A 24,410-nucleotide genomic window follows, 5' to 3' on the forward strand; every position below is an offset into this window, starting at 1 on the left:
ACCTCAACCCGGCGTCGCGGCTGTCCTCATCCAGCGCCGGACGGTGGGCAGGCGGCGTCGACTGACCGGCAACGGATCGTCGCTGCCATCCACCAGGGCCCGGGTCTGGCCATCGAGATCCTTCTCCAGCCCGCGGAGCGCGTCGCGGGCGACCAGCGCACTGCGATGGACACGCAGGAAGCGTGGACCGAACTCGGCCTCGAGGCGACACAACGACTCCTCGATCAGATCCTCGCCGGCATCGTGCTGGACGGTGACGTACTTGTGATCGGCCACGAAACAGCGCACGTCATCCACCGGGATCAGGCTCAGGCCGTTGCGCCGGCGGCAGAGAATATGGCGGCGCTCATCACCGGCACCGGGGGCCTGGAGCCGCGCGATCTGACTCACTCCCAGCGGGCGCGCCGCCTGCAGGGCCGTCGCGAAGCGGGTCGGCTGCGCGGTATCGACGACATAGTCCACGCCGCTCTCCTCGAGTCGCGGGATGATCGGGTCGGCGAGTTCACCCGCCAGCAGAATCGCCGGTGCCGGCGTCATATTGGCCAGGTCCACGGCGACGGCCAGGTGGGCCTCGTCGCGGACACCCAGCACCACCACGTCCACCGGATCGCGACCATGGCTGGCCGGCGCCTCGGCAGGCGTCTCGAGGACGGCCGCCACGCAGCATCCGGCGCTGGTTGCCGCCAGCGCCGCCAGTCGTTGTCGCAGCGCAGGCTGCTCGCAGGCAATCACGATCTTCATCATTGCTGTCCCTCCCCTGGGATCATCGAATGGAGGATCGAGCATGCAAAAACGCGACGACGCCCACCGCCAACCGGTTCACAGACCGGGCATCCGGCGCGGAGGACCGGTCGGCTGCTATAATGCGACGTTCACACGAAAGGGATGCACGGCATGAGCGAGTCTGACGCCAAGGGCCTCTGGAGCGGCCGGTTCACCGAGGCCACCGATGCCTTCGTCGCGGCCTTCAGCGCCTCCGAACACTACGACCGGCGCCTCTACCGGGAGGACATCCGCGGCTCCCGGGCCCACGCCCGGATGCTTGCCGACTGCGGCGTGATCAGCGCCGACGACGCGGCGGCCATCGATACCGGGCTGGACGCCATCGAGGCGGAGATCGAGGCCGGCGGCTTCCCCTGGGATCCCGCCCTCGAGGATGTCCACATGAACATCGAGGCGCGACTGACCGAGCGCATCGGCGAGGCCGGCAAGCGCCTGCACACCGGGCGCTCGCGCAACGACCAGATTGCCACCGACATCCGCCTGTGGCTACGCACGGTCATCGACACCAACATCACCCTGTTGCGCCGCTTTCAGCGCGGACTCGTGGATCTTGCCGAGCGCGAGGCGGACACGGTCATGCCCGGCTTCACCCATCTGCAGGTGGCCCAGCCGGTGAGTTTCGGCCACCACATGCTGGCCTGGTACGAGATGCTGGTACGTGACGAGGCCCGGCTGCGGGACGCCCGCGGGCGAGTCAATCAGATGCCGCTGGGATCGGCGGCGCTGGCCGGCACGACCTTCCCCATCGACCGCGATCAGACCTGTGCGGCGCTGGGCTTCGACGCCCCTACCCGCAACTCCCTCGATGCCGTCTCGGATCGGGATTTCGCCATCGAGTTCGTCTCCGCCGCGGCGCTCACCATGACGCATCTCTCGCGGATGGCCGAGGAGCTGGTGATCTGGGCGTCGCCGCTCACCGGCTTTATCGATCTGCCCGACCGGTTCTGTACCGGCAGCTCGATCATGCCGCAGAAAAAGAACCCGGATGTGGCCGAACTGGTCCGCGGCAAGAGCGCCCGCGTCCATGGCGCCCTGCATGCGCTGCTGACGCTGATGAAGGGACAGCCACTCGCCTACAACCGCGACAACCAGGAAGACAAGGAACCGCTGTTCGACGCCGCCGATGCGCTGCGAGACAGCCTACGGGCGTTCGCCGACATGGTGCCGGCGCTGACGGTCAATCGCGATCGCACGCGGGCCGCCGCCCGCGAGGGATTCGCGACGGCCACCGACCTGGCCGACTACCTGGTCCGTCGGGGCGTGGCCTTCCGGGACGCCCACGAAATTGTCGGCAAGGCCGTCGCCTTCGGCGTGACCGAGGGGCGGGACCTCGCCGAGATGTCACTGGCGGAGCTGCAGGGCTTTTCGGCCACCATCGGCGAGGATGTCTTCGAGGTGCTGACCCTCGACGGCTCGCTGGCGGCACGCGACCACACCGGCGGGACGGCGCCGGCCCAGGTACGGCGCCAGGTGGTCGCGGCAAGGGACCGGCTCGGCACCGGCGCCGGCGACTAGCGGTCCAGTACGCGACCCAGCCACGCGCCGATGTCGACGATCTCCTGCATGCACACCTGGTGCGCCATCGGGTAGTCGTGCCACTCCACGGGATAACCGAGGCCCTCCAGGGCGTCGCGGGAGCCGGTGCCCAGCTGATAGGCGAGCACCGGGTCGTGGTGACCATGAGCGAGGAAGATCGGCGTGCGGCGGTTGGCGGCGGCATGGGCCTGGGCGAGGTGGTCGGCCAGTGGCAGATAGGTGGACAGCCCCATAATGCCGGCCAGCCCCGACGCATAGCGCAGTCCGGCATGGAGGGCCAGCGCACCGCCCTGCGAGAACCCGGCCAGCACCAGCCGCCCGGGCGGAACGCCGCGGCGTTCCTCGCGCTCGATCAGCGCCTCGATCCAGCCCGCCGCCCGATCGAGCCCCTGTTCATCCTGCGGCGTGCCCGGGGCCAGGCCGTAAATGTCGTACCACGAGGGCATGGCCATGCCGCCGTTGAGCGTCACCGGCTGCACCGGGGCATGCGGAAACACGAATCGCACCGCCTCCGGCACGGGCAGCCCCAGCTGCGGGACGATAGGCTCGAAATCATGACCGCTGGCGCCCAGCCCGTGCAGCCAGATGACGCTGTATCGGGCGTCCTGGCCGCCGGTTTCCACGGTCTCGAGTTGTTCCTGCTCGACCATCGTCTCTTTCCTCTGTTTATACTGATGTTCCACATGAAACACCGAGTCTGCATGACCCCACGTATCCTGCCCTTTCTGGCACTGATCACGCTAATCCTGGTCACCGGCTGCGGCGTCAAGGGCGATCTCTACCTACCCGACGACCGGGACGCCGCGGACAGTGAGGAGGGCATGTCGTGATCAGGCACAACAACGGCACCCTGACCATCGAGGATTGTCCGGCGCCGGTCCTCGCCGAGCGTTTCGGGACGCCGCTCTATGTCTACTCGCGTGCCGCCATCGAGTCGGCCTGGCGGGCCTATGACCAGGCCTTTGCGGCGTTCGATCACCAGATCTGCTATGCGGTGAAGGCCAACGGCAGCCTCGCGATCCTCCAGCTCCTTGCACGGCTGGGCAGCGGTTTCGATATCGTCTCCGGCGGCGAGCTCGCCCGGGTCCTGCGGGCCGGCGGCGATCCGGGCAAGGTCGTGTTCTCCGGGGTCGGAAAGAGCGAGGAAGAGATCGAGCAGGGGCTGGCTGCCGGTATCCTGGCGTTCAACATCGAATCCGAGGCCGAGCTCGAGCGCATCAGTGCCGTGGCCGCACGCACCGGCCGCACGGCGCCGGTGTCGCTGCGGGTCAACCCGGATGTCGACGCCCGCACCCATCCCTACATCTCCACCGGGCTCAAGGAGAACAAATTCGGCATCGATATCCATGCCGCCGAGGCCCTCTACCACCGGGCGGCGGCGATGCCGGGTGTCGCCGTTTCGGGGATGGACTTCCATATCGGCTCCCAGCTCACCGAGCTGGATCCGCTCGCGGACGCCCTGTCGCGCAGCCTCGCCCTGGTCGACCGGCTCGAGGCCGCCGGCATTCATCTCGAGCATCTCGATATCGGCGGCGGTCTGGGGATCCGCTACGAGGACGAGACCCCGCCCTCACCGGCGGCACTGGCCGAGCGGCTCGGCCCGCTGCTCGCCGGTCGCCGACAGAAGCTGCTCATGGAGCCGGGTCGCGCCCTCGTAGGCGAGGCGGGGCTTCTGCTCACCCGGGTCGAATACCTCAAGCCCGGGCACCGCGATTTCGCTGTCGTCGACGCGGCAATGACCGATTTGCTGCGCCCGGCGCTCTATAACGCCTGGCAGGGCATCGAGACCGCCGAGCCGGTGGACGCCGAGGCGCGGCTCTACGATGTAGTGGGACCGGTCTGCGAGAGCGCCGACACCCTGGGCCGCGAGCGCTCCCTGGCCCTGCTGCCCGGCACCCTGCTGGCGATCCACGCCACCGGCGCCTACGGCTTTGTCATGGCGTCGCAGTACAACGCCCGGCCGCGTCCCGCCGAGGTGCTGGTGGACGGCGACCGTGCCCACCTGATCCGTGAACGCGAAACCCTCGAAGCGCTCTGGCAGGGGGAGCACCTCCTGGATACGCCGTGAGCCTCGCGTTCACCAAGATGCAGGGCCTGGGCAACGACTTCGTCGTCTTCGACGCGATCAACCAGTCCCTGGACCCGACCCCGGCATGGATCCGGCGGATCGCCGATCGACGCTACGGCGTCGGTTGCGACCAGGTCCTGGTGGCCGAAGCCGCGCGCCGGCCCGACGCCGACTTCCGCTACCGGATCTGGAACGCCGACGGCCACGAGGTCGAGCACTGTGGCAACGGCGTCCGCTGCCTGGCCCGTTTCCTGCGCGACCAGGGATTGCATCGAGGAGGCCACGTCAGCCTCGAGACCGATGCCGGCCTGACCCGGGTCGAACTGATGGACGACGGCCGGGTTCGCGTCGACATGGGAGCGCCGATCCTCGAGCCGTCGGCCATCCCCTTCGAGGCCGCCGAGCGCCGGATACAGTACGAACTGACCGCGGCCGGTGTGAATCACGACGTTGCCGCCGTATCGATGGGCAACCCCCACGTGATTCTGCGCGTCGACGATGTCGAGACCGCACCGGTGGCAACACTGGGCCCCGCACTCGAGTCCCACCCGCGCTTTCCGAACCGCGTCAATGCCGGCTTTCTCGCGGTGGATAGCCGCTCCCGCGGTCATCTCCGCGTCTACGAGCGCGGTGTCGGCGAGACCCCGGCCTGCGGAACCGGTGCCTGCGCGGCGGCGGTGGCCGGCATCCTCAACGACTGGTTCGACCCCACTGTCACCCTGAGCCTGACCGGTGGCGAGCTGGTGCTACACTGGCAGGGTGAAGGCCAGCCGGTCTGGATGACTGGCCCGGCCGACACCGTGTTCGAGGGCAGACTGGCAACGGGAGCGACATGAGCGGTCAGACAGGCGAATCAGCGATGTCGGCGCATCCGATCGACGAACAGGCGGTACTGGACTACCTGCAGGCGCATCCCGATCTGCTGCAGCGGCACCCGGATCTCGTCAGCCGGTTAGAGGTCCCCCACCCGACCGGCGGCGTAACCTCGCTGATCGAATACCAGGTATCGATCCTGCGCGAAGAGAACCATGCCCTCGCGGAGCGCCTGGATCAGCTCCTCCAGGTGGCGCGCGACAATGATCGGCTGGTCGAGCAGATCCATCGCTTCACCCTCGAGCTGCTCGCCGCCGACGATCTCGACAGCGTGCTGGTCGCGATCCGTGACGGGCTGCGGCACGACTTCCGGGCAGACGTGGTCGAGGTCATCCTTATTGGTGAGTGGCTGAGCGCTGCCGGTGCGCCGGTCCTCGCGCCCGACGATCCCCGGGCGCAGCAGCTCGAAAGCGCCCTCGCCGGCGATCAGCCGGTCCTCGGCGAACTGGATGCCGAGCACCGGACACTCATCTTTGGCGACCAGGCGGAGGGCCTGGGGTCAGTCGCGGTGATCCCGATGGACGAACCTCCGGTGCGCGGGTTCATCGCCATCGGCAGTCGCGATGCCGATCGCTACCACGATGAACAGGGCACGATCTTCCTCGGCCAGCTGGGCGCCCTGGCGGCGCGGGTCCTGCGCCGGTCCTGCGCCGGTCCGTAACCATGCCCCCGCGCCCACCCCTCTGGACCGATCTTGATCGCTATCTTGTCCACCTGCGCGATGAAAGACGGCTGGCGTCGCTGACACGGCAACACTACGCACGCGATCTCTCCGGCCTGGGGCAATATCTGGCCACCATCGATATCGATGACTGGGCACGCGTGCGCAGCGATCACATCCGGGCCTGGATCAGCCAGTGCCATCGCCGCGGGCTATCACCCCGCTCGTTGCAGCGCCAGCTGTCCGCGGCCCGCGGCCTGTATCGCTTCCTGCAGCGCGAGGCCCGCCTCGATACCGACCCCACCGCGGACATCCAGGCGCCACGCGCGAAGCAGACGCTGCCGGCCACCCTGGATGTCGACGGCGCCGCGCAGCTCCTTGATCCGCCGGCGCGGGCCACCGACCAGGCCGATCCGCTGCGGCGCCGTGACCGCGCGATTTTCGAGCTCATCTATGGCGCCGGGCTGCGACTCGCCGAGGCAGCGGCACTCAATCTCGATGACACCGGTCGGGCACCACGCGAGCTTCGCGTCGTCGGCAAGGGGGCCCGCACGCGCATCGTCCCGGTGGGCCGCAAGGCGCGCGAGGCGGTCGGTGACTGGGTCGCGGTCCGCGATACCGTGGCCGCCGCGGAGGAGACCGCGCTGTTCGTGAGCCGCCGGGGTCAGCGCCTGTCGCACCGGGCCATTCAGACCCGCCTCAACCAGCTGGCACGCCTGCAGGGCCTGGATCGACCGGTCCACCCGCACATGCTGCGGCACGCGTTTGCCACCCACCTGCTCGAGTCCAGTGGCGATCTGCGCGCCGTCCAGGAGCTGCTCGGCCATGCCGACATCGGGACAACCCAGATCTACACCCACCTCGACTTCCAGCACCTGGCCGAGGTCTATGACCGGGCTCATCCGAGGGCGCGCCGAAGGTAACCCCGAGGCGTCCGGCTGCGTTAACATTGGCGGTCAGGCAACCACTATCCAGCAACGTCCGGAGAGCAGTCTTGCAGCAGTTTGATGGAACCACCATTCTGGCGGTCCGTCGTGACGGGCAGGTGGCCGTCGGCGGTGACGGCCAGGTCACCCTTGGCGACACGGTCATGAAAGGCAATGCCCGCAAAGTCCGACGCCTTTACCACGATCAGGTGCTGGCCGGGTTTGCCGGCGGTACGGCCGATGCCTTCACGCTGTTCGAGCGATTCGAGGGTCAGCTCGAGCGCCACGGCGGACGCCTGACCCGCGCCGCGGTGGAAATGGCCAAGGACTGGCGCTCGGACCGTGCCCTGCGCCGCCTCGAGGCGTTGCTCATGGTGGCCGACGCCGAAACCCTGCTGATGATCTCGGGCAACGGCGACGTGGTCGAGCCCGAGCGCGAGCTGATGGCGATCGGCTCCGGGTCGGGCTATGCCCAGGCCGCCGCCCAGGCGCTGGTCGCCGAGACGGACCTGGATGCGGCATCGGTTGTCCAGCGATCGCTGGATATCGCGGCCGATATCTGTATCTACACCAATCACACGCTGACCATCGAAACCCTCGGTGACGGGAAGGCCTGATGAGCGAAATGACGCCCCGCGAAATCGTCCAGGAACTGGACAAGCACATCGTTGGACAGAGCGACGCCAAGCGCGCGGTGGCCAATGCCCTGCGCAACCGCTGGCGGCGGCTGCAGGTGGATGAGGCGCTGCGCCCCGAGATCACGCCCAAGAACATCCTCATGATCGGCCCCACCGGTGTCGGCAAGACCGAGATCGCGCGGCGCCTGGCAAAACTGGCGAATGCCCCGTTCATCAAGATCGAGGCCTCGAAGTTTACCGAGGTGGGCTATGTCGGCCGCGACGTCGAATCGATCATCCGCGATCTCACCGACAATGCGCTGCGGATGATCCGCGAGCAGGAGATGCAGCGCCAGTCCGGGCGTGCCGATGATGCCGCCGAAGACCGCATCCTCGACGCCCTGTTGCCACAGGCCCGGGGCAGCGAGAACGAGGACCGCGGCCAGGACAGCACGCGCCAGAAGATGCGCAAGAAGCTGCGCGAGGGCGACCTCGACGATCGCGAGATCGAGATCGAACTCCGCGGTCAGCAGTCGGGCATGGACATCATGGCGCCGCCCGGCATGGAGCAGCTCACCAGCCAGCTCCAGGGGATGTTCCAGAACCTCGGCAATCAGCGTAGCGAGCGCCAGCGGCTGACCGTCGCCGAGGCATGGCGGGTGCTGCGCGAGGAAGAGGCGGCCAAACTGGTCAACGAAGAGGAGATCAAGCAGAAGGCCATCGATTCGGTCGAGCAGAGCGGCATCGTATTCATCGACGAGATCGACAAGGTGGCCCGGCAGACCGAGCAGAGCGGGAGCGGCGAGGTCTCGCGCGAGGGCGTCCAGCGCGACCTGCTGCCGCTGATCGAGGGCAGCACCGTCTCGACGCGCTCGGGCATGGTGAACACCGACCACATCCTGTTCATCGCCTCCGGCGCCTTCCATGTCGCGAAGCCCTCGGACCTGATCCCCGAGCTGCAGGGCCGCCTGCCCATCCGTGTCGAGCTTTCATCGCTGGCGGTGGAGGACTTCGTGTCCATTCTCACCGACCCCGACGCCTCGCTGGTACGCCAGTACCAGGCGCTGCTGCGCACCGAGGGGGTGGAACTGGTGTTCACGACGGATGGCGTCGATCGCCTTGCCCGGATGGCCTGGCAGGTCAACGCCCACACCGAGAATATCGGCGCGCGGCGTCTGCACACCATCATGGAGCGCCTGCTGGAGACGATCTCGTACAGCGCGGCGGATCACAGCGGCGAGACCGTGACCATCGACGCCGACTACGTGGACGCCCAGCTCGCGGATCTTGCCGGCAACGAAGATCTGAGCCGCTATATCCTCTGAGGTCGCCATGAAACGCCCCGAGCGCCGCGATACCGGCCGTGTGCCCACGCAGATTCGTCTGCATCGCCAGTCCCGCACCCTGGCGGTGAGCTTTGACGACGGCCGCCACTTCGATCTGGGCGCGGAATACCTGCGGGTCCACTCGCCCTCCGCCGAGGTGCGCGGCCACGGCCCGGGCCAGGCCATCCTCCAGGTGGGCAAGGCGGCGGTGGGCATCGAGCGCATCGAGCCGGTGGGCCAGTATGCGCTGCGCATCCACTTTGACGACGGCCACAGCACCGGGCTCTATTCCTGGGACCTGCTCTACGACCTGGGCGAGAACGCCGAGGACTACTGGCAGGACTATCTCGATTCACTGGCCGCCGCCGGCGCACGGCGCGACCCCGGAGACAGCGCATGAACGAACCTGATCCAACCCGGCAGGACGAAACGCATTTCGGTTATCAGAGCGTGCCGATCGAGGACAAGGCCCGCCGGGTCGGCGAGGTCTTCAGCTCGGTTGCCAGTCGCTATGACGTCATGAACGACCTGATGTCGGCAGGACTGCACCGGCTCTGGAAACGTCAGGCCCTGCGGCTGATCAACGCCCGGCCGGGTCAGCGGGTACTCGACCTGGCCGCGGGGACCGGCGACCTCGCCGAGGGCATGGCGGCGCAGGTCGGTTCCACCGGCCAGGTCATCGTCTCCGATATCAACCCGGCCATGCTCGAGACCGGCCGCGACCGGCTGCTCAACGAGGGCGTCACGGGCAACCTCGACTACGTCATTGCCGATGCCGAACAGCTGCCGTTCCCGTCGCGGTGCTTCGATCGCATCAGCATCGGATTCGGCCTGCGCAACGTCACCCGGATCCCGGCGGCGCTGCAGGCCATGCGCGCGGCCCTTCGACCCGGCGGCCAGGTCGTTGTCCTCGAGTTTTCATCGCTCTACCTGCGCGCCCTGCAACCGGTCTATGACCTCTACTCGTTCCGCATGCTGCCGCTGATGGGGCACCTGGTCGCGCAGGATGCCGACAGCTATCGCTACCTTGCGGAGTCGATCCGCCAGCATCCCGACCAGGAGACACTGAAAGCGATGATGGAAACCGCGGGCTTCGAGGATGTCGACTACATCAACCTGAGCGGAGGGGTGGTTGCGCTCCACCACGGCCATGTCTACTGAGTGGCTGCCGCTGGGACTGATCGAGTCGGGCATCAACCGGATCCTGCACCTGGATCCGGCCACCCCCGAGCGCCTGGCGCCGCTGAACGGCCGCGAACTGGGACTACGACTGACCGAACCGGCGGTGGCACTGCGGGTGGCGTTCAGCGACGAGGGGCTGACACTGATCAGCGACGGGACCGACATGAATGACTGCGATGTCGTGCTCGAGGCGTCCCTCGCCGGCCTGACCGGATTGATCCTGTCACGCGGTCGGCGCAGCCGCGATGTCTCCTTCAGGGGTGATATCGGCACCATCCAGGAGGTGCGGACGCTGTTCAGTGAGCTCGATGTCGATCTCGAGGCGCAACTGGCACAGCTGGTCGGCGAAGCCGGCGCCGCACAGGTCGCCACGGGCCTGCGCGAGGGCGGTCGCTGGGGCCAGCGCAGTGCCGATACCCTGCTGCGCAACGCGGTGGAGCTTGCCACCGAGGAGCGCCGCTGGCTGCCCACCGCCATCGAGGTGCGGCATTTCCTTGCGGATGTCGATCATGTCCGCGAAGACGTGGATCGTCTGGAGGCTCGGCTGCGACGGCTCGAGCGGCGCGGGGGGCGATCATGATCCGACGCGCACGGCTGCTGCTGCGCCTGGCACAGATCAACCTCGTGCTGCTGCGCCATGGCCTCGACGAGGTACTGTTCGCCACCCGCTGGTTCCGGCCGTTCCGCTTCCTGCGGCTCTTCATGCCCTGGGCCTGGTTCGAGCGCCATCAGCGCCCCCGTGGCGAGCGTATCCGCACGGCGCTGGAGGATCTCGGTCCGATTTTCGTCAAGTTCGGCCAGATCATCTCCACCCGGCGTGACCTCCTGCCACCGGATATCGCCGCCGAGCTGGCCCGCCTCCAGGACAGCGTACCGCCATTCCCGGGCGAGGAGGCGCGCGCCATCATCGAGGCGGAGTACCAGCAGCCGGTGGATTCCTGGTTCGCCCATTTCGATACCGAGCCGATGGCCTCGGCGTCCATTGCCCAGGTGCATGCGGCCCGCCTGCACGGCGGCGAGGATGTCGTGGTCAAGGTGGTACGGCCCGGCATCGAGCAGGCCATTGCCCGCGATCTCGGCGTGCTCTACCTGTTCGCACGACTCGCCCAGCGCTACTGGTCCGAGGGCTTTCGCCTGCGGCCGGTGGAGGTGATCCGCGAGTTCGACACCACCCTGCACGATGAACTCGACCTGATGCGCGAGGCGGCGAACGCCACGCAGCTCAAGCGCAATTTCCGCGACTCCGATCTGCTCTATGTCCCCGAGGTCCACTGGTCCGGCACTCACCGACGGGTCATGGTCATGGAGCGTATCTACGGCCTGCAGATCAGCGACATCGAGGGGCTCCACCGCGCCGGCGTCGACATGAAGGTGCTCGCCGAACGCGGCACCGAGATCTTTTTCACGCAGGTATTCCGGGACAGCTTCTTCCACGCCGACATGCACCCCGGTAACGTCTTCGTGGATGTCCGCGATCCCGCCAATCCGCGCTACGTGGCGGTGGATTTCGGCATCATGGGCTCACTCAACCCGGTCGATCACCGCTACCTCGCCGATAACTTCATGGCGTTCTTCAACCGCGACTATCGCCGCGTGGCCGAACTGCACGTGGAATCGGGCTGGGTGCCGGCGGATACCCGCATCGATGAGTTCGAAAGCGCCATGCGCACGGTCTGCGAGCCGATTTTCGAGCGGCCGCTGGGGGAGATCTCGCTGGGTGCCCTGCTCATGCGGCTGTTCCAGACCGGACGTCGGTTCGACATGGAAATCCAGCCCCAGCTGGTCCTGCTTCAGAAGACGTTACTGGCGATCGAGGGACTGGGCCGCCAGCTCTACCCGGAGCTCGATCTCTGGGATACGGGCAAGCCCTACCTCGAGCGCTGGATGCGGGACCAGGTAGGGCCCGGCGCCTTTCTGAAGAAGGCCCGTCAGGAGCTCCCGCACCTGGCCGAGACGCTACCGACCCTGCCCCGTCGCATCGACGAGGCCCTCGGCGAGGTCGGCCGCACCCGCGAGCAACTCGTCGAGCAGCAACATCAGCTTGCCGCCATGCGTCGGGAAATCCGCCAGGGCGGCCGGCGCGGCTTTGCCACCGGTGTCGGCGCAGCGCTGGTCGTCTCGGCGTTTATCGTCGCCGCGCTCGACGGCCGCAGTCCCGTCATGCTCGGCGAGGCACCGCTGGTGAGCTGGGTCGTGGGCAGCCTCGGAGTCGTAATCTGGGTGGCCGCCTGGCCACGCAAGGATTAGTTACCGAGGATCGTCAGCCCCTTGAGCAGATTCAACGCCTCGGCGAGGGCATAATCCCGGGTCGCCAGTGGCGACGCCGGCGCATCCGCCGGTAACTCACCCTCATCGGTCTCGCCGCGCAGATGGCGCGGCAGGTTCGACTCGCGCAACCGGGCCGGATCCCCTTCGGCGTCACTGACCCGCAGGTTGGCCACTTCGACATCCGGCTGGATGCCCTCCGCCTGGATCGAACGGCCATCCGGCGTGTAGTACCGGGCGGTGGTCAGCTTGACCGCGTCGCCATCGCGCAGCGGCAGGATGGTCTGCACCGAGCCCTTGCCGAAGGTGGGCTCGCCCATGATCACCGCACGCTGATGGTCCTGCAGGGCCCCGGCGACAATCTCCGCCGCCGAGGCCGAGCCGGCGTTCACGAGCACCACGAGCGGCGCGCCGTTCAGGGCATCGTTCGGCGTCGCCGTGAACGCACCGCGGGAGCGCGCTATACGACCGTTCGTGGAGACGATCTGACCGCGGCTGACGAAGGCATCGGCCACGGCGACGGCGGCATCGAGCACACCGCCGGGGTTGTTGCGAAGATCCAGCACCAGCCCGTCGAGCGGGTCGGCTTCGCGGCTGAGCCGATCCACCGCCTCGAGGACATCCTCGCCGGTTCGCGACTGGAACTGGCTGATGCGTACGTAGCCGAAGGCATCGTCGAGCAACCGGGCGCGCACGCTGTCCACTTGGATCACCGCCCGCTCGAGGGTGACCTCGATCGGGGCCTCGGCGCCGTCGCGCAGAATACTCAGGGTCACCGATGTGCCGGTCTCGCCGCGCATGCGCTCCACGGCCGCCTGCAGATCCAGGCCCTTCACCGACTGACCGTCGATGCGAATGATCAGATCGCCGGGTCGGATATCCGCGGCCTCCGCCGGTGTGCCGTCAATGGGGGCGATGACCTTGATCAGTCCGTCCTCGGTACCGACCTCCAGCCCCAGGCCACCGAACTCGCCACGGGTGCCCTCCTGGAGCCGCTCGTAGGCCGACTGATCGAGATAGGCCGAATGCGGGTCGAGCCCGGAGAGCATGCCGCGAATGGCATTCCGGATCAGTTGCTCGTCGTCCACCGACTCCACGTAATCACGCTGGATACGCTCGTAGACCTCGGTGAAACGCTGCAGCTCTTCCAGCGGCAGATCGTCGTCGGCCGATGACTGCGCCGTCACGGTCTGGATACTGGCGAGCAGCAGCGCCATCAGCACCCCGACCGTCAGCGCCTGTAGCAGTCCGGGTATCCGCATCATTCCACCCTCACCCCTGATTGTCGCGCGACCGCAGCCAGACCAGCGGGTCGACTGGCTCGCCATCGGCGCGCAGTTCGAAATAAAGCGCCGGCTCGGCGCGACCGCCGCTACGACCCACGGTGGCGATGACATCGGTGGCCGCCACCCGATCGCCGACATCGACGTAGAGCGACTCGTTGCGGCCGTAGAGACTGAGATAACCCGCACCGTGGTCAATAATGAGCAGCAAACCCGACCCGCGCAACCAGTCGGCAAACACCACCTGCCCGGGCGCGACGGGTCTGACCGGGTCGCCGGACTCGCCACCGATCAAAAGCCCCGTCCACTCCAGATCACCCGCGCGCTGACCGCCATACTGCGCGAGGAGCGGCCCTTCATGCGGCCAGGCCAGCGCGCCGGTCGCCATCTCCGCGTCCCGCCCCGGTGCCGGGCCGGTGGACGCCAACTGCTCGCGCAGATCCTCGATCAGCCCGTTCAGGGTCTCCGCCTCGTCGCGGCGGGCTTCGAGCCGGGTGTCGCGGTCGCGGATCCGCCCGCGAATCTCGGCCAGCAGGGCATCGCGCTCGGAAAGATCGGCCTCGAGTTTACTCAGGCGCGTCTCGCGTTCGTCGCGATCGGCCTGCTGTGCATCAAGCGCCGCCTCGCGCTCGGCGCGCTGGTCGCGAAGTCGACGAATGGCCGACTCGGCCTGGCGAACCTGCTCGCTCCGTGCCCCGGCCAGCACCTGCTGGTAGACCAGCAGCCGCTGCAGACGCGCGGGATCCTCGGCGTTCAGCACCAGCCGTAGCGCGGTCGACTCGCCCTGCCGGTGAGTGGCCCGCAGGCTCTCCGCAAGCCGCTCGCGATGCGCCTCGCTACGACGCGACTGGGTGGCAATCGCCGATTCCAGTTCGGCAATCCGCTGCTCGCGGCTACGGATCTGCGCATCGAGCTCGCTGAGCGCCTGGCGCTCGCGGCCGATCCGCTGCTCGAGTTCCGCCAGTTCCGCCTCCAGGCCGCCGGCGCGTTCGCGATCCTCGGCGAGGCGGTCCTGGAGCTCGCCGATCTGCTCGCGCAGGGTCTCGAGCCGCGCCTCGCGCGATTCGAGCTCGTCGGTCTGGGCCAGCGCGGTAGCGATCGGCAACAACAGACACACGGTCAGAAGGCATCGGGTCATCGGCGTGGCGTCTCGACTGGTATACTCTGCAGCTCAATTCGCATCCTAACAGCGCCGGGTCATGGATAGAGTCATAGAATTCAGCACCAACCATCCGCTGCTCATCGCATCGCTGCTCGTCATACTGGCCGCCCTGGTAGCCAATGAGTACCTCAGTTACCGGCGTAGCCGCCAGGCGGTCGATGCCACCGAGGCGACGCGGCTGTACAACCGCGATGCCGCGGTATTCGTCGACATTCGCGACGAGAATGCCTTCCAGGGCAGCCATCTGCCCGGGGCCATCAACCTGCCGATGGCCCATATCGATAAGCGTCAGGACCGACTGAAACGCTTCCGTGACCGCAAGATCATCGTCTACTGCGATAACGGCCAGCGCACCCTCAAGGCCATCCAGGCCCTTGAGGCACAGGGCTGGGCGGACGTCAGTCAGCTGCGTGGCGGCATCGACGCGTGGCGCGAGGCGAGTCTTCCCACGGAAGGTCGCGGCTGACCGCTACCCCATTCCCCACACCGACTCCAGGGAGACGAAATGGCCGAGACAACGAACGGAGACGCCCGCGGCGCCAGTGAACAGGGCGCCGGCGAGGCGACCAATCCGCAGCAGTTCACCATCCAGAAGATCTATCTCAAGGACAGCTCGGTAGAGACCCCCGGCGCCCCCGAGGTCTTCACCCAGTCGTGGAAGCCCGAGGCCAGGGTCGAGCTGAATACGCGGCGCAACACCGTGGGCGAGGGCCTCTACGAGGTCGTACTCACGGTGACCGTCACCGCCACCGTGGAAGAGCGCACCGCCTATCTCTGCGAGGTCCACCAGGCGGGGCTGTTCACCGTCGCCGGCTTCGAGAGCAACGCCACCGACCAGCTGCTCGGGGCGTATTGCCCGGGCGTGCTCTTCCCCTATGCCCGCGAGGCGGTGAGCGACCTGACCGGCAAGGCCGGGTTCCCGCCCATGACCCTCTCGCCGGTCAACTTCGACGCCCTCTACGCCCGTCAGCGCCAGCGGGAAGCGGCCAGCGCCGAGTCGGCCGACGACCAGGAAACCGATAACCCGGGCTGAGGGAATGGCGGAGTATGCCGTGCTGGGCGCCGGCTCGTGGGGCACGGCGCTCGCCCTGGTGCTGGCGCGCAGTGGCCGCGACGTCCGCCTCTGGGCCCATGATCCCGACATGGCCCGTGCCATGTCGGCCACCGGCTACAATCCCCGTCATCTGACCGATATCCCGCTCCCGGCGGCGATCCGACCGGAAAGCGACCTGGCCACCAGCGTCGCCACCGCCACGACCGTCCTGGTCGCGGTACCGAGTCATGCCTTTGCCGCAACGCTGCAGGCCCTGGCGCCGGTCATCGCCGCCGGGACGCCGGTGATCTGGGCGACCAAGGGACTCGACAACGCCGGCGGCGGACTCCTCCACGACGTGGCAGCGGCCACCCTGCCGGATCATCCGCTCGCGGCACTGTCCGGGCCCAGCTTCGCCGGGGAGGTCGCCCGCGGCCTCCCCACCGCCATCGTGCTCGCCTGCCGCGATCGCGCGGTCGGTGCCCGCCTCTGTTCCGACTTCCACGACGAACGCTTCCGGGTGTACCCGAGCGATGACCTGATCGGTGTCGGCCTCGGCGGCGCGGTCAAGAATATCCTCGCGATCGCCACCGGTATCGCCGACGGGCTCGGGTTCGGGGCCAACGCCCGCAGCGGACTGGTCACCCGGGGGCTCGCCGAGGTTCGACGGCTGGGGGCCGCGCTCGGCGCCGACGACCGGACCCTCACGGGCCTCGCCGGGCTCGGCGATCTGATGCTTACCTGCACCGATGACCAGTCACGAAACCGGCGCATGGGGCTCGCGCTGGGCCGCGGGGAGTCCATCGACACCGCGACGGCCGGGATCGGCGCGGTCGTGGAAGGCATCCGCACCGCCGTCGAGGTGGGCGAACTCGCGCGGCGGCTGGGCGTGCAAATGCCGATCTGCGCGGCGGTCGAGTCGATCATCACCACCGGGCAATCGCCGCTGAGCGCCGCGGAGGCGTTGATGGAGCGCCGCCCGGGTGCGGAATTCGACGACCGTCCGGACTGACTCAGTCGATGGCGACGCTGCCCGCGAAGTCGACCTGGCGCCAGGCCTCGTAGACCGTGACGGCGACACTGTTGGATAGATTGAGACTGCGATTGCCGGGTTGCATGGGCAGTCGCAGCCGCCGTGCTGCGGGGATCTGCGCCATCACCGCCTCCGGCAGTCCGGCGGTCTCGCTGCCGAACAGCAACGCGTCGTCGGGCTGGTAATCCGGTCGATCGAAACGGACCCGGCCACCAGTGGTCAGTGCCCAGACTCGGCCGGGTGCCACGGCGTCGAGGAAGGCCGCGTAATCGTCATGCACCCGCATCGAAGCGAACTCGTGGTAATCCAGCCCCGCCCGGCGCATCCGCCGGTCATCGAGCGCGAACCCGAGCGGCCGGATCAGGTGCAACCGCGCACCGCTATTGGCGCAGAGCCGGATGACGTTGCCGGCGTTGGGCGGGATCTCGGGGCGATGGAGGACGACATGGGGCAGCATGAGCGTCGATTATACCCGCATCTGTAGATCCCGGATCTTGCGTGTCAGGGTGTTGCGCCCCCAGCCGAGCAGGCGAGCGGCATCCTGGCGTCGGCCGCCGGTGCGCCGCAGCGCCGCTTCGATCAGGACCCGCTCCAGGCGCCCATGGGCCGCGGCGAGCGCGCCATCACTCTGGCTCTCCGCCTGCTGATCGGCCCAGCGCGCCAGTGCGCTCTCCCAGTCCGCAGGGCCACTGACGGGGGTGGTGTCATCCACGCCGGCGAGCTCCGGCGGCAGATCCTCGAGCTGTACCGTGCGACCACTGGCCATGACCGTCAGCCAGCGGCAGGTGTTCTCCAGCTCGCGGACATTACCGGGCCAGGGCAGCGCCTGCAGCCGCCGTTCCACCTCCGGGGCGAGCTGCTTGGGTTCGACATTGAGCTCGCGGGCGGCGCGGCGCAGGAAGTGATCGGCCAGTGACGGGATGTCCGCCTGGCGCTCGCGCAGGGCGGGGCAGTGGATGCGAATGACATTGAGCCGATGGAACAGGTCCTCGCGGAAGCGCCCGTCCGCGACCAGCTGATCCAGGTTCTGATGCGTGGCGGCGATGATGCGTACATCCACCCGCATCGGCGTATGCGCCCCCACGCGATAGAATTCGCCGTCGGCAAGCACTCGCAACAGCCGGGTCTGCAGCTCGGCCGGCATATCACCGATTTCGTCGAGGAAGAGTGTGCCGCCGTTGGCCTGCTCGAAGCGGCCGCGCCGAATCTGGTGCGCGCCGGTGAACGCCCCCTTTTCGTGACCGAAGAGCTCGGATTCCATCAGATCGCGCGGGATGGCCGCCATGTTGAGGGCGATGAACGGGTTCTCCGCCCGTGGGCTGTGGCGGTGCAACGAACCCGCCACCAACTCCTTGCCGGTCCCCGATTCACCGTTGATCAGCACGGTGATATTGGAGCGCGACAGGCGACCGATGGCACGGAAAACCTCCTGCATCGCCGGCGCTTCGCCGATGATCTCCGGCATTTCCCCGCCCGGGTCGACCGCCGGGGCACTGCTGCGAACCACCGCGGCGGCCCGCCGAACCAGATCGATCGCCTCCTCGACATCAAAGGGTTTGGGCAGGTATTCGAACGCCCCGCCCTCGTAGGCCGACACGGCCGCGTCGAGATCGGAGTGCGCGGTCATAACGATAACGGGCAACTCGGTATCGAACTCGTGGATCCGCTTCATCAGCGTCAGCCCGTCGAGCCGCGGCATGCGGATATCGGTGATCAGCACATCGGGAGACCCGTCCGCCATCGCCGCCAGTGCCGCCTCGCCGGACTCGAATTCCACCGCCTGCAGGCCGTCCCGCTCCAGCGCCTTTTTCAGAACCCAGCGCATCGAGCGGTCGTCGTCGATAATCCATACATTGATTGCGTCAGCCATCAGGCATCCTCCAGCGGTAACCAGACGGTGAAGACCGTGTGCCCGGGCTCGCTGGTGCACTCGATCAACCCGCCATGCTGATTCACCAGGTTCTGGGCAATCGGCAGGCCAATGCCGCTGCCCTCCGCGCGTCCCGTCACCATCGGGTAGAAAATCTGATCCTGCATCGCCGGGGTAATGCCCGGTCCGTTATCAATCACATCGACCCGTGCCACCAGCCGGTGCTGACGATCGCCGATCGTGAAACGCCGCTGTGTACGGGTCTGCAGCGTGATTCGCCCGCGGTCACCGACCGCCTGCAGGGCGTTGCGTACCAGGTTGAGCAGGGCCTGGATCAGCTGATCACTCGCCGCCTCGATGACCGGAATACTCGGATCGTAGTCGCGCTCGATCCTGACCCCCTCGGGGGCCTCCACCACGGCCAGGCTGCGGACATGCTCGAGGACCTCGTGGAGGTTGGTGGGCGTGTGCTCGATCCGCGAATCGGGCCCGAGCAAGCCATTGACCAGCGTCCGCAGCCGGTCGGCCTCGCTGATGATGATCCGGGTATACTCGCGCTGGTCATCGTCATCGAGTTCCGACTCCAGCAGCTGTGCCGCCCCGCGCAGGCCACCCAGCGGGTTCTTGATCTCGTGCGCCAGGCCGCGGATAAGCTCGCGAATCGCCTGGTTCTGCGCGATCAGCCGGTGCTCGCGGGAGATGCGCAGGTGGCGATCGAGCTGCTCGAACTCGAGCAGCAGCGTTGCCGTCTGCTCCAGGGGCGTGATTGCGCAGTCCACGGTAATGGTGCGATCGAGCCCGAGGGTGAGGCGCATCTCGCGCTCGGTATAGCCCGCCGCCTGGGCAAAGGCCTGTTCCACCGGTTCCTCGAGAACGGCCAGGGCCGGGACGAGATGCGTGAACCGCTCACCCAGCGCCTGTCGACTACTGATATGCAGAAGCGATTCCGCCGCTGCGTTCATGCGAACGATCCGCCGCTCGGTATCGATCACCACCACGGCACGGGTCAGGTTATCGAGGATCTCGCCGGCATCGATTGTCGCCGCACTGGTCATCATTACCCTCGATTAAAGAAAAAGACCCCCGCAGGTGCGGGGGTCTCTGGTCGAACATCCTCGCACCGCGAGCGGATCAGACGCTGTAGTAGAGGTTGAACTCGATCGGATGGGTGGTCATCCGCAGCTGCTGAACGTCCTCGCGCTTGATATCTATATACCCGTCGATGGCGTCATCGCTGAATACACCCCCCACCTTGAGGAAATCGCGGTCGGCATCGAGGGCGTCCAGCGCCTCCTCCAGCGAGAAGGCCACCTTGGGAATATCCGCCTCTTCCTCCGGCGGCAGGTCGTAGAGGTCCTTGTCCATGGCATCGCCGGGGTGGATCTTGTTCTGGATGCCGTCGAGACCGGCCATCAGCATCGCGGCAAAGCACAGGTACGGATTGGCGGTGCTGTCCGGGAAGCGCAGCTCGATGCGCCGGGCCTTGGGGTTGGCCACCCAGGGGATACGCACGGAAGCGGACCGGTTACGCGCCGAATAGGCCAGCAGGACCGGCGCCTCGAAACCCGGGACCAGCCGCTTGTAGCTGTTGGTCGACGCGTTGGCGAAGGCGTTGATCGCCCGGGCATGCTTGATCAGCCCGCCGATGTAGTAGAGCGCCGTCTCCGAGAGACCCCCGTACTGGTCACCGGCAAACAGCATGTCGCCAGTCTTGCCGATCGACTGATGGACGTGCATGCCGCTGCCGTTGTCACCGACAACCGGCTTGGGCATGAACGTGGCGGTCTTGCCGTAGGCCGCGGCGACGTTATGTACCACGTACTTCAGCGTCTGCACCTCGTCGGCCTTTTTGACCAGGGTGTTGAAGCCCACCCCGAGTTCGCACTGCCCGGCGGTGGCGACCTCGTGGTGATGCACCTCGGTGGTCATGCCCAGGTCCGTCAGGCACTCGAGCATCGCCGAGCGCATGTCGTGGAGGCTATCCACCGGCGGGACCGGGAAGTAACCGCCCTTGACGCCCGGGCGATGGCCCATATTGCCGTCGGGATAGACCTTCTCGGTATTCCAGTCCGCTTCCTCGGAATCGATCTTGTAGAACGAGCCGCTCATGTTGGTGCCGTAGCGGACATCGTCGAACACGAAGAACTCGTTTTCGGGGCCGAAGTAGGCGACATCGCCGATCCCGGTCGACTGCAGATAGGCCTCGGCACGCTGGGCGATGGATCGCGGATCACGGCCGTAACCCTGCATGGTGTTCGGCTCGATGATCTGGCAGACCAGGTTGAGGGTCATGTCGTCGAAGAACGGATCGAGCATCGCCGTTTCCGGATCGGGCAGCAGGATCATGTCCGACTCGTTGATGCCCTTCCAGCCATCGATCGATGAGCCGTCGAACATCTTCCCCTCGGCGAAAAGGTCCGCGTCCACGGCCTGGGCGGGGAGTGTGACGTGCTGCTGTTTGCCCTTGGGGTCGGTGAAACGCAGGTCCACGAAGCGGACCTCGTTGTCCTTGATCATTGCAAGAACGTCGTCGGCGGTTTGAGCCATCGTTTGGCCTCCAGTCATGTCCGTTAAAAAGTCCCCCGGAGTGAAGCATTTTCCGTGCCAATCCATCGGGGCGCACCAAATCGGGCCCCGACTGAACCCATACCAGGCATCATCGGGGTGCATGCACCATCGTAACGCTTTTACGTGATCAAGCGCACCAAACCCGTGCGCCAGGCGGCGAAGCGCGGCCTGACAGGGGCGCCGTGCGCGGGCTATACTTCAGGCCTTTCGCCGTTTCGCTGGAGAGCCCCCATGACCTTTCAAGCGCTGATTCTCGCGCTCCAGAAATACTGGGCCGATCGCGGCTGTGTGCTGATGCAGCCCCTCGACATGGAAGTTGGGGCGGGTACCTTCCACCCCGCCACCTTCCTGCGCTCGATTGGCCCGGAGCCGTGGCGCGCCGCCTATGTACAGCCATCAAGGCGACCCACCGACGGCCGCTACGGCGAAAACCCCAATCGACTGCAGCACTATTACCAGTTCCAGGTCGCGTTGAAGCCGTCGCCGGCGGATATCCAGGAGCAGTACCTGGGATCACTCGAGGCCCTGGGTATCGACCCACTGGTCCACGACATCCGCTTCGTTGAAGACAACTGGGAGTCGCCCACCCTCGGTGCATGGGGACTGGGCTGGGAAGTCTGGCTGAATGGCATGGAAATCACCCAGTTCACCTATTTCCAGCAGGCGGGTGGACTCGACTGCCGACCGGTCATGGGCGAGATTACCTACGGCCTCGAGCGGATCGCCATGTATCTCCAGGAGGTCGAGAGCGTCTTCGACCTGGTCTGGACCGAGGGCGTTGACGGGCCGGTGACCTATGGCGATGTCTACCTGCAGAACGAGCGGGAGCAGTCCCGGTACAACTTCGAGGAGGCCGATGTCGACAGCCTGTTCGGGTGGTTCGATACCTGCGAGCGCGAGGCCCTGCGGCTCGTGGACCAGGGGCTGGCGCTGCCCGCCTACGAAATGACCATGAAGGCCTCGCACGCCTTCAACCTGCTGGATGCCCGGCACGCCATCTCCGTGACCGAGCGGCAGGGCTATATCCTGCGGGTTCGCACCATGGCGCGGGCATCGGCCCGTGCCTACTACGACTCGCGCGAGGCGCTGGGCTTCCCGCTTAACGCCACAACCCCGGCCGCGCGGGGTGCGGCATGAGTGACGAAACCGCAACGCTGCTATTCGAACTGGGCATGGAGGAGCTGCCACCCGGCGCCCTGGACGATCTCAGCGACCGTCTTGCCACCGCCATCGCGGGGGGGCTCGAGCGGGCCGGTGTCGAGCACGCGGCAGTCAGGGCGCTAGGCGCACCGCGTCGCCTCGCCGTCCAGATCGAGGCGGTGGCGCGACGTCAGCCGGATCGCGACTTCGAGCGTCGCGGCCCGGCCCGGTCCGTCGCTTTCGATGACAACGGCGCACCAACCCGTGCCGCCGAGGGATTTGCCCGCTCCTGCGGCGTCACGGTGGACGATCTGCAGACCCTGGAGACGGACGAAGGTGCATGGCTCGTGCATCGCGGCACCGAGACCGGTCGCGATACCCGCGAGCTGCTGCCCGGCATCATCGAGCATGCGCTGAGTCATCTACCGATCCCCAAGCGGATGCGCTGGGGGGATCAGTCCAGTGAGTTCGTGCGACCGGTCCACTGGGTGGTACTCATGCTCGATGAGGCGGTGGTGCCGGTGACGGTTTTCGGAGTCAATAGCGGCCATGAGAGCCGCGGGCATCGTTTCCACCACCCGGCGCCGGTGGCACTGAAGCACGCCGATGACTACACGGCGGCGATGCGTGGTGCGCATGTGCTCGTCGATCGCGCCGAGCGGCGTAATCACATCCTCGAGGGCGTCCGTGCCGAGGGCGAGGCCATTGGAGGCCATGCGGTTATCGACGCCGAACTGCTCGACGAGGTCAACGCCCTTGTCGAATGGCCAGTCGTCCTGTCGGGGAGTTTTGACGAGGCGTTCCTGCGGGTACCGCCGGAGGCGCTGATCTCGAGCATGGAGGGCCACCAGCGCTATTTCCCGGTCCGTGATGCCAATGGCCATCTGCTGCCCCGGTTCATTACCGTCGCCAACATCGAGAGCCGCGACCCGGCCCGGGTCATTGCCGGTAATGAGCGGGTGATACGGCCCCGGCTGGCCGATGCCGCTTTCTTCTGGGACCAGGATCGGGCGCGGACCCTGGAATCGCGCCGATCGGCCCTCGGGCAGGTAGTGTTCCAGAAACAGCTCGGCAGCCTCGCGGACAAGTCGGAGCGCGTCGCCGACCTGGCCGCGCGCTACGCCGATCGCTTCGAGACCGATGCCGGGCAGGCGCGGCGCGCCGCACAACTGGCGAAGGTCGACCTGGTCACCGAGATGGTCGACGAATTCCCCGAGCTGCAGGGGATCATGGGCCGCTATTACGCCACCGAGGATGGCGAGGCCCCGGCCGTCGCTGTCGCCCTCGACGAGGTCTATCAGCCACGATTCGCCGCCGATGCCATTGCCGCGTCGCCGCTCGGCCGGCTATTGGCCGTTGCCGAGCGCGCCGATACGCTCACCGGGATTTTCGCCATCGGCAAGGCCCCTACCGGTGCCAAGGATCCGTTCGCGCTGCGTCGGGCCGCGGTCGGTCTGCTGCGCAGCCTCATCGAGGGGCAGCATCCGGTCGATCTGACAGCCCTCCTCCACGATGCCGCGGCAAGGCAGCCGGCCGGGCTCGATGCCGAGGCCCAGGTCAAGCCACTCGTCGAGTTCTGCCTGGAGCGCCTGCGCGGGCTCTACCACGAGGCGGGCTACGGCGCCGAGCTTTTCGAGGCGGTGCGCTCGGTCCGCCCACTCGATGCCATCGAGCCACTGGACTTCGATCGACGGCTGCGTGCCTGTCACGATTTTGCCCGGCTACCGGCTGCGGGCAGTCTCGCCGGCGCCAACAAGCGCATTCGCAACATCCTCCGCAAGGCCGACTGCACGCCGCCGGCGGAAGTGGATGCCGAACGCCTGACGGAGCCGGCGGAACGGGCGCTTTACACGGCCATGGAGGAGCGCGCTCCGGCGGTGGAGGCACTGATTGCGGAGGGCGCCTACAGCGAAGCCCTTGCACGCCTCGCAGAGCTGCGTGAGCCGGTGGATCGGTTCTTCGACGGGGTCATGGTCATGAGTGATGATCCGGCCGTGCAGGCGAACCGCCTGGCGCTCCTGCAACGCCTCCAGCACATGTTCCTGGCAATCGCCGATGTATCGGCGCTCCCGGACTCGGGCTGAA

Annotated in this window: 25 protein-coding genes; 17 read left to right on the forward strand and 8 right to left on the reverse strand. The window is 67.2% G+C overall.

Annotated elements, in window-relative coordinates; genetic code table 11:
* Positions 1-3: 3 nt before the first annotated feature.
* Positions 4-744 carry a LytR/AlgR family response regulator transcription factor gene (locus EV698_RS08895; RefSeq protein ID WP_165385763.1) on the reverse strand — a complete coding sequence of 247 codons (741 nt, stop codon included), beginning with the start codon at positions 742-744 and terminating at the stop codon, positions 4-6.
* 150 nt (positions 745-894) lie between these two features.
* On the opposite strand from EV698_RS08895, the gene argH reads away from it, so the two are divergent.
* Positions 895-2,298, forward strand: a complete 1,404-nt coding sequence (gene argH / locus EV698_RS08900) for an argininosuccinate lyase (RefSeq protein ID WP_130503724.1) — start codon at positions 895-897, stop codon at positions 2,296-2,298.
* On the opposite strand, the gene EV698_RS08905 is transcribed toward argH, so the two are convergent.
* On the reverse strand, positions 2,295-2,969 hold the full coding sequence (locus EV698_RS08905) for an alpha/beta hydrolase (RefSeq protein ID WP_130503725.1): 675 nt from the start codon (positions 2,967-2,969) through the stop codon (positions 2,295-2,297). The genes argH and EV698_RS08905 overlap by 4 nt on opposite strands.
* A gap of 51 nt (positions 2,970-3,020) precedes the next feature.
* On the opposite strand from EV698_RS08905, the gene lptM reads away from it, so the two are divergent.
* From lptM to ubiB, 11 genes are all read left to right on the forward strand, one after another.
* A complete protein-coding gene (lptM, locus tag EV698_RS10325; RefSeq protein WP_165385764.1) occupies positions 3,021-3,149 on the forward strand; it encodes an LPS translocon maturation chaperone LptM in 129 nt (42 codons plus the stop codon).
* Positions 3,146-4,387, forward strand: a complete 1,242-nt coding sequence (lysA, locus tag EV698_RS08915; protein ID WP_130503727.1) for a diaminopimelate decarboxylase — start codon at positions 3,146-3,148, stop codon at positions 4,385-4,387. Before lptM ends, lysA begins: the two co-directional genes overlap by 4 nt.
* Positions 4,384-5,223 carry a diaminopimelate epimerase gene (gene dapF, locus EV698_RS08920; protein WP_130503728.1) on the forward strand — a complete coding sequence of 280 codons (840 nt, stop codon included), beginning with the start codon at positions 4,384-4,386 and terminating at the stop codon, positions 5,221-5,223. Before lysA ends, dapF begins: the two co-directional genes overlap by 4 nt.
* Positions 5,220-5,921, forward strand: coding sequence for a DUF484 family protein (locus tag EV698_RS08925; RefSeq protein WP_130503729.1), 702 nt, complete (start codon positions 5,220-5,222; stop codon positions 5,919-5,921). Before dapF ends, EV698_RS08925 begins: the two co-directional genes overlap by 4 nt.
* Positions 5,922-5,923: 2 nt before the next feature.
* Positions 5,924-6,844, forward strand: a complete 921-nt coding sequence (xerC, locus tag EV698_RS08930; RefSeq protein ID WP_130503730.1) for a tyrosine recombinase XerC — start codon at positions 5,924-5,926, stop codon at positions 6,842-6,844.
* Positions 6,845-6,915: 71 nt separating this feature from the next.
* Complete coding sequence (hslV, locus tag EV698_RS08935; protein WP_130503731.1) at positions 6,916-7,464, forward strand: ATP-dependent protease subunit HslV; 549 nt, start codon at positions 6,916-6,918, stop codon at positions 7,462-7,464.
* Entirely contained in the window at positions 7,464-8,789 is a 1,326-nt protein-coding gene (gene hslU, locus EV698_RS08940; RefSeq protein WP_130503732.1) for an ATP-dependent protease ATPase subunit HslU, read from the forward strand. The genes hslV and hslU overlap by 1 nt, the downstream gene beginning before the upstream one ends.
* 7 nt (positions 8,790-8,796) lie before the next feature.
* Positions 8,797-9,189 carry a gamma-butyrobetaine hydroxylase family protein gene (locus EV698_RS08945; RefSeq protein WP_130503733.1) on the forward strand — a complete coding sequence of 131 codons (393 nt, stop codon included), beginning with the start codon at positions 8,797-8,799 and terminating at the stop codon, positions 9,187-9,189.
* On the forward strand, positions 9,186-9,950 hold the full coding sequence (locus EV698_RS08950; RefSeq protein ID WP_130503734.1) for a class I SAM-dependent methyltransferase: 765 nt from the start codon (positions 9,186-9,188) through the stop codon (positions 9,948-9,950). Before EV698_RS08945 ends, EV698_RS08950 begins: the two co-directional genes overlap by 4 nt.
* Entirely contained in the window at positions 9,922-10,551 is a 630-nt protein-coding gene (locus tag EV698_RS08955) for a ubiquinone biosynthesis accessory factor UbiJ (protein WP_130503735.1), read from the forward strand. The genes EV698_RS08950 and EV698_RS08955 overlap by 29 nt, the downstream gene beginning before the upstream one ends.
* Positions 10,548-12,218, forward strand: coding sequence for a ubiquinone biosynthesis regulatory protein kinase UbiB (gene ubiB / locus EV698_RS08960; RefSeq protein WP_130503736.1), 1,671 nt, complete (start codon positions 10,548-10,550; stop codon positions 12,216-12,218). Before EV698_RS08955 ends, ubiB begins: the two co-directional genes overlap by 4 nt.
* Here the strand turns inward: ubiB and EV698_RS08965 are convergent.
* Both EV698_RS08965 and EV698_RS08970 read right to left on the reverse strand, forming a co-directional pair.
* The gene (locus EV698_RS08965; RefSeq protein ID WP_130504074.1) at positions 12,215-13,498 is read right to left on the reverse strand and encodes a S41 family peptidase; all 1,284 of its coding nucleotides are present in this window, start codon (positions 13,496-13,498) and stop codon (positions 12,215-12,217) included. The two genes, ubiB and EV698_RS08965, sit on opposite strands and share 4 nt — an antisense overlap.
* Positions 13,499-13,508: 10 nt before the next feature.
* Positions 13,509-14,657, reverse strand: coding sequence for a murein hydrolase activator EnvC family protein (locus EV698_RS08970; RefSeq protein ID WP_130503737.1), 1,149 nt, complete (start codon positions 14,655-14,657; stop codon positions 13,509-13,511).
* 61 nt (positions 14,658-14,718) lie between these two features.
* On the opposite strand from EV698_RS08970, the gene EV698_RS08975 reads away from it, so the two are divergent.
* Genes EV698_RS08975 through EV698_RS08985 form a run of 3 tightly spaced genes read left to right on the forward strand, consistent with a single transcriptional unit; the run spans position 14,719 to position 16,726 of the window.
* Entirely contained in the window at positions 14,719-15,147 is a 429-nt protein-coding gene (locus EV698_RS08975; RefSeq protein ID WP_130503738.1) for a rhodanese-like domain-containing protein, read from the forward strand.
* A 39-nt stretch (positions 15,148-15,186) separates the two neighbouring features.
* Complete coding sequence (gene secB / locus EV698_RS08980; RefSeq protein WP_130503739.1) at positions 15,187-15,714, forward strand: protein-export chaperone SecB; 528 nt, start codon at positions 15,187-15,189, stop codon at positions 15,712-15,714.
* Positions 15,715-15,718: 4 nt separating this feature from the next.
* A complete protein-coding gene (locus EV698_RS08985; RefSeq protein ID WP_130503740.1) occupies positions 15,719-16,726 on the forward strand; it encodes an NAD(P)H-dependent glycerol-3-phosphate dehydrogenase in 1,008 nt (335 codons plus the stop codon).
* A 1-nt stretch (position 16,727) separates the two neighbouring features.
* Here the strand turns inward: EV698_RS08985 and EV698_RS08990 are convergent, their stop codons facing one another.
* The 4 genes from EV698_RS08990 to glnA all read right to left on the reverse strand — a co-directional run bounded on the left by EV698_RS08990 (position 16,728) and on the right by glnA (position 21,164).
* Complete coding sequence (locus EV698_RS08990) at positions 16,728-17,204, reverse strand: tRNA (cytidine(34)-2'-O)-methyltransferase (protein WP_420853040.1); 477 nt, start codon at positions 17,202-17,204, stop codon at positions 16,728-16,730.
* Between the two features lie 9 nt (positions 17,205-17,213).
* Positions 17,214-18,617: a nitrogen regulation protein NR(I) gene (gene ntrC, locus EV698_RS08995; protein ID WP_130503741.1), complete on the reverse strand. Its 1,404-nt coding sequence runs from the start codon at positions 18,615-18,617 to the stop codon at positions 17,214-17,216.
* Positions 18,617-19,672, reverse strand: coding sequence for a nitrogen regulation protein NR(II) (glnL, locus tag EV698_RS09000; protein ID WP_130504076.1), 1,056 nt, complete (start codon positions 19,670-19,672; stop codon positions 18,617-18,619). Before glnL ends, ntrC begins: the two co-directional genes overlap by 1 nt.
* 76 nt (positions 19,673-19,748) lie before the next feature.
* The gene (glnA, locus tag EV698_RS09005) at positions 19,749-21,164 is read right to left on the reverse strand and encodes a glutamate--ammonia ligase (RefSeq protein WP_130503742.1); all 1,416 of its coding nucleotides are present in this window, start codon (positions 21,162-21,164) and stop codon (positions 19,749-19,751) included.
* A 252-nt stretch (positions 21,165-21,416) separates the two neighbouring features.
* Between glnA and glyQ the strand changes: the two genes are divergently transcribed.
* Together glyQ and glyS are read left to right on the forward strand one after the other, a co-directional pair.
* Entirely contained in the window at positions 21,417-22,322 is a 906-nt protein-coding gene (gene glyQ / locus EV698_RS09010) for a glycine--tRNA ligase subunit alpha (protein WP_130503743.1), read from the forward strand.
* A complete protein-coding gene (gene glyS, locus EV698_RS09015) occupies positions 22,319-24,409 on the forward strand; it encodes a glycine--tRNA ligase subunit beta (protein ID WP_130503744.1) in 2,091 nt (696 codons plus the stop codon). Before glyQ ends, glyS begins: the two co-directional genes overlap by 4 nt.
* Position 24,410: the final 1 nt, after the last annotated feature.

This window comes from Spiribacter vilamensis (assembly GCF_004217415.1).
GTDB classification, from domain to species: Bacteria; Pseudomonadota; Gammaproteobacteria; order Nitrococcales; family Nitrococcaceae; genus Spiribacter; species Spiribacter vilamensis.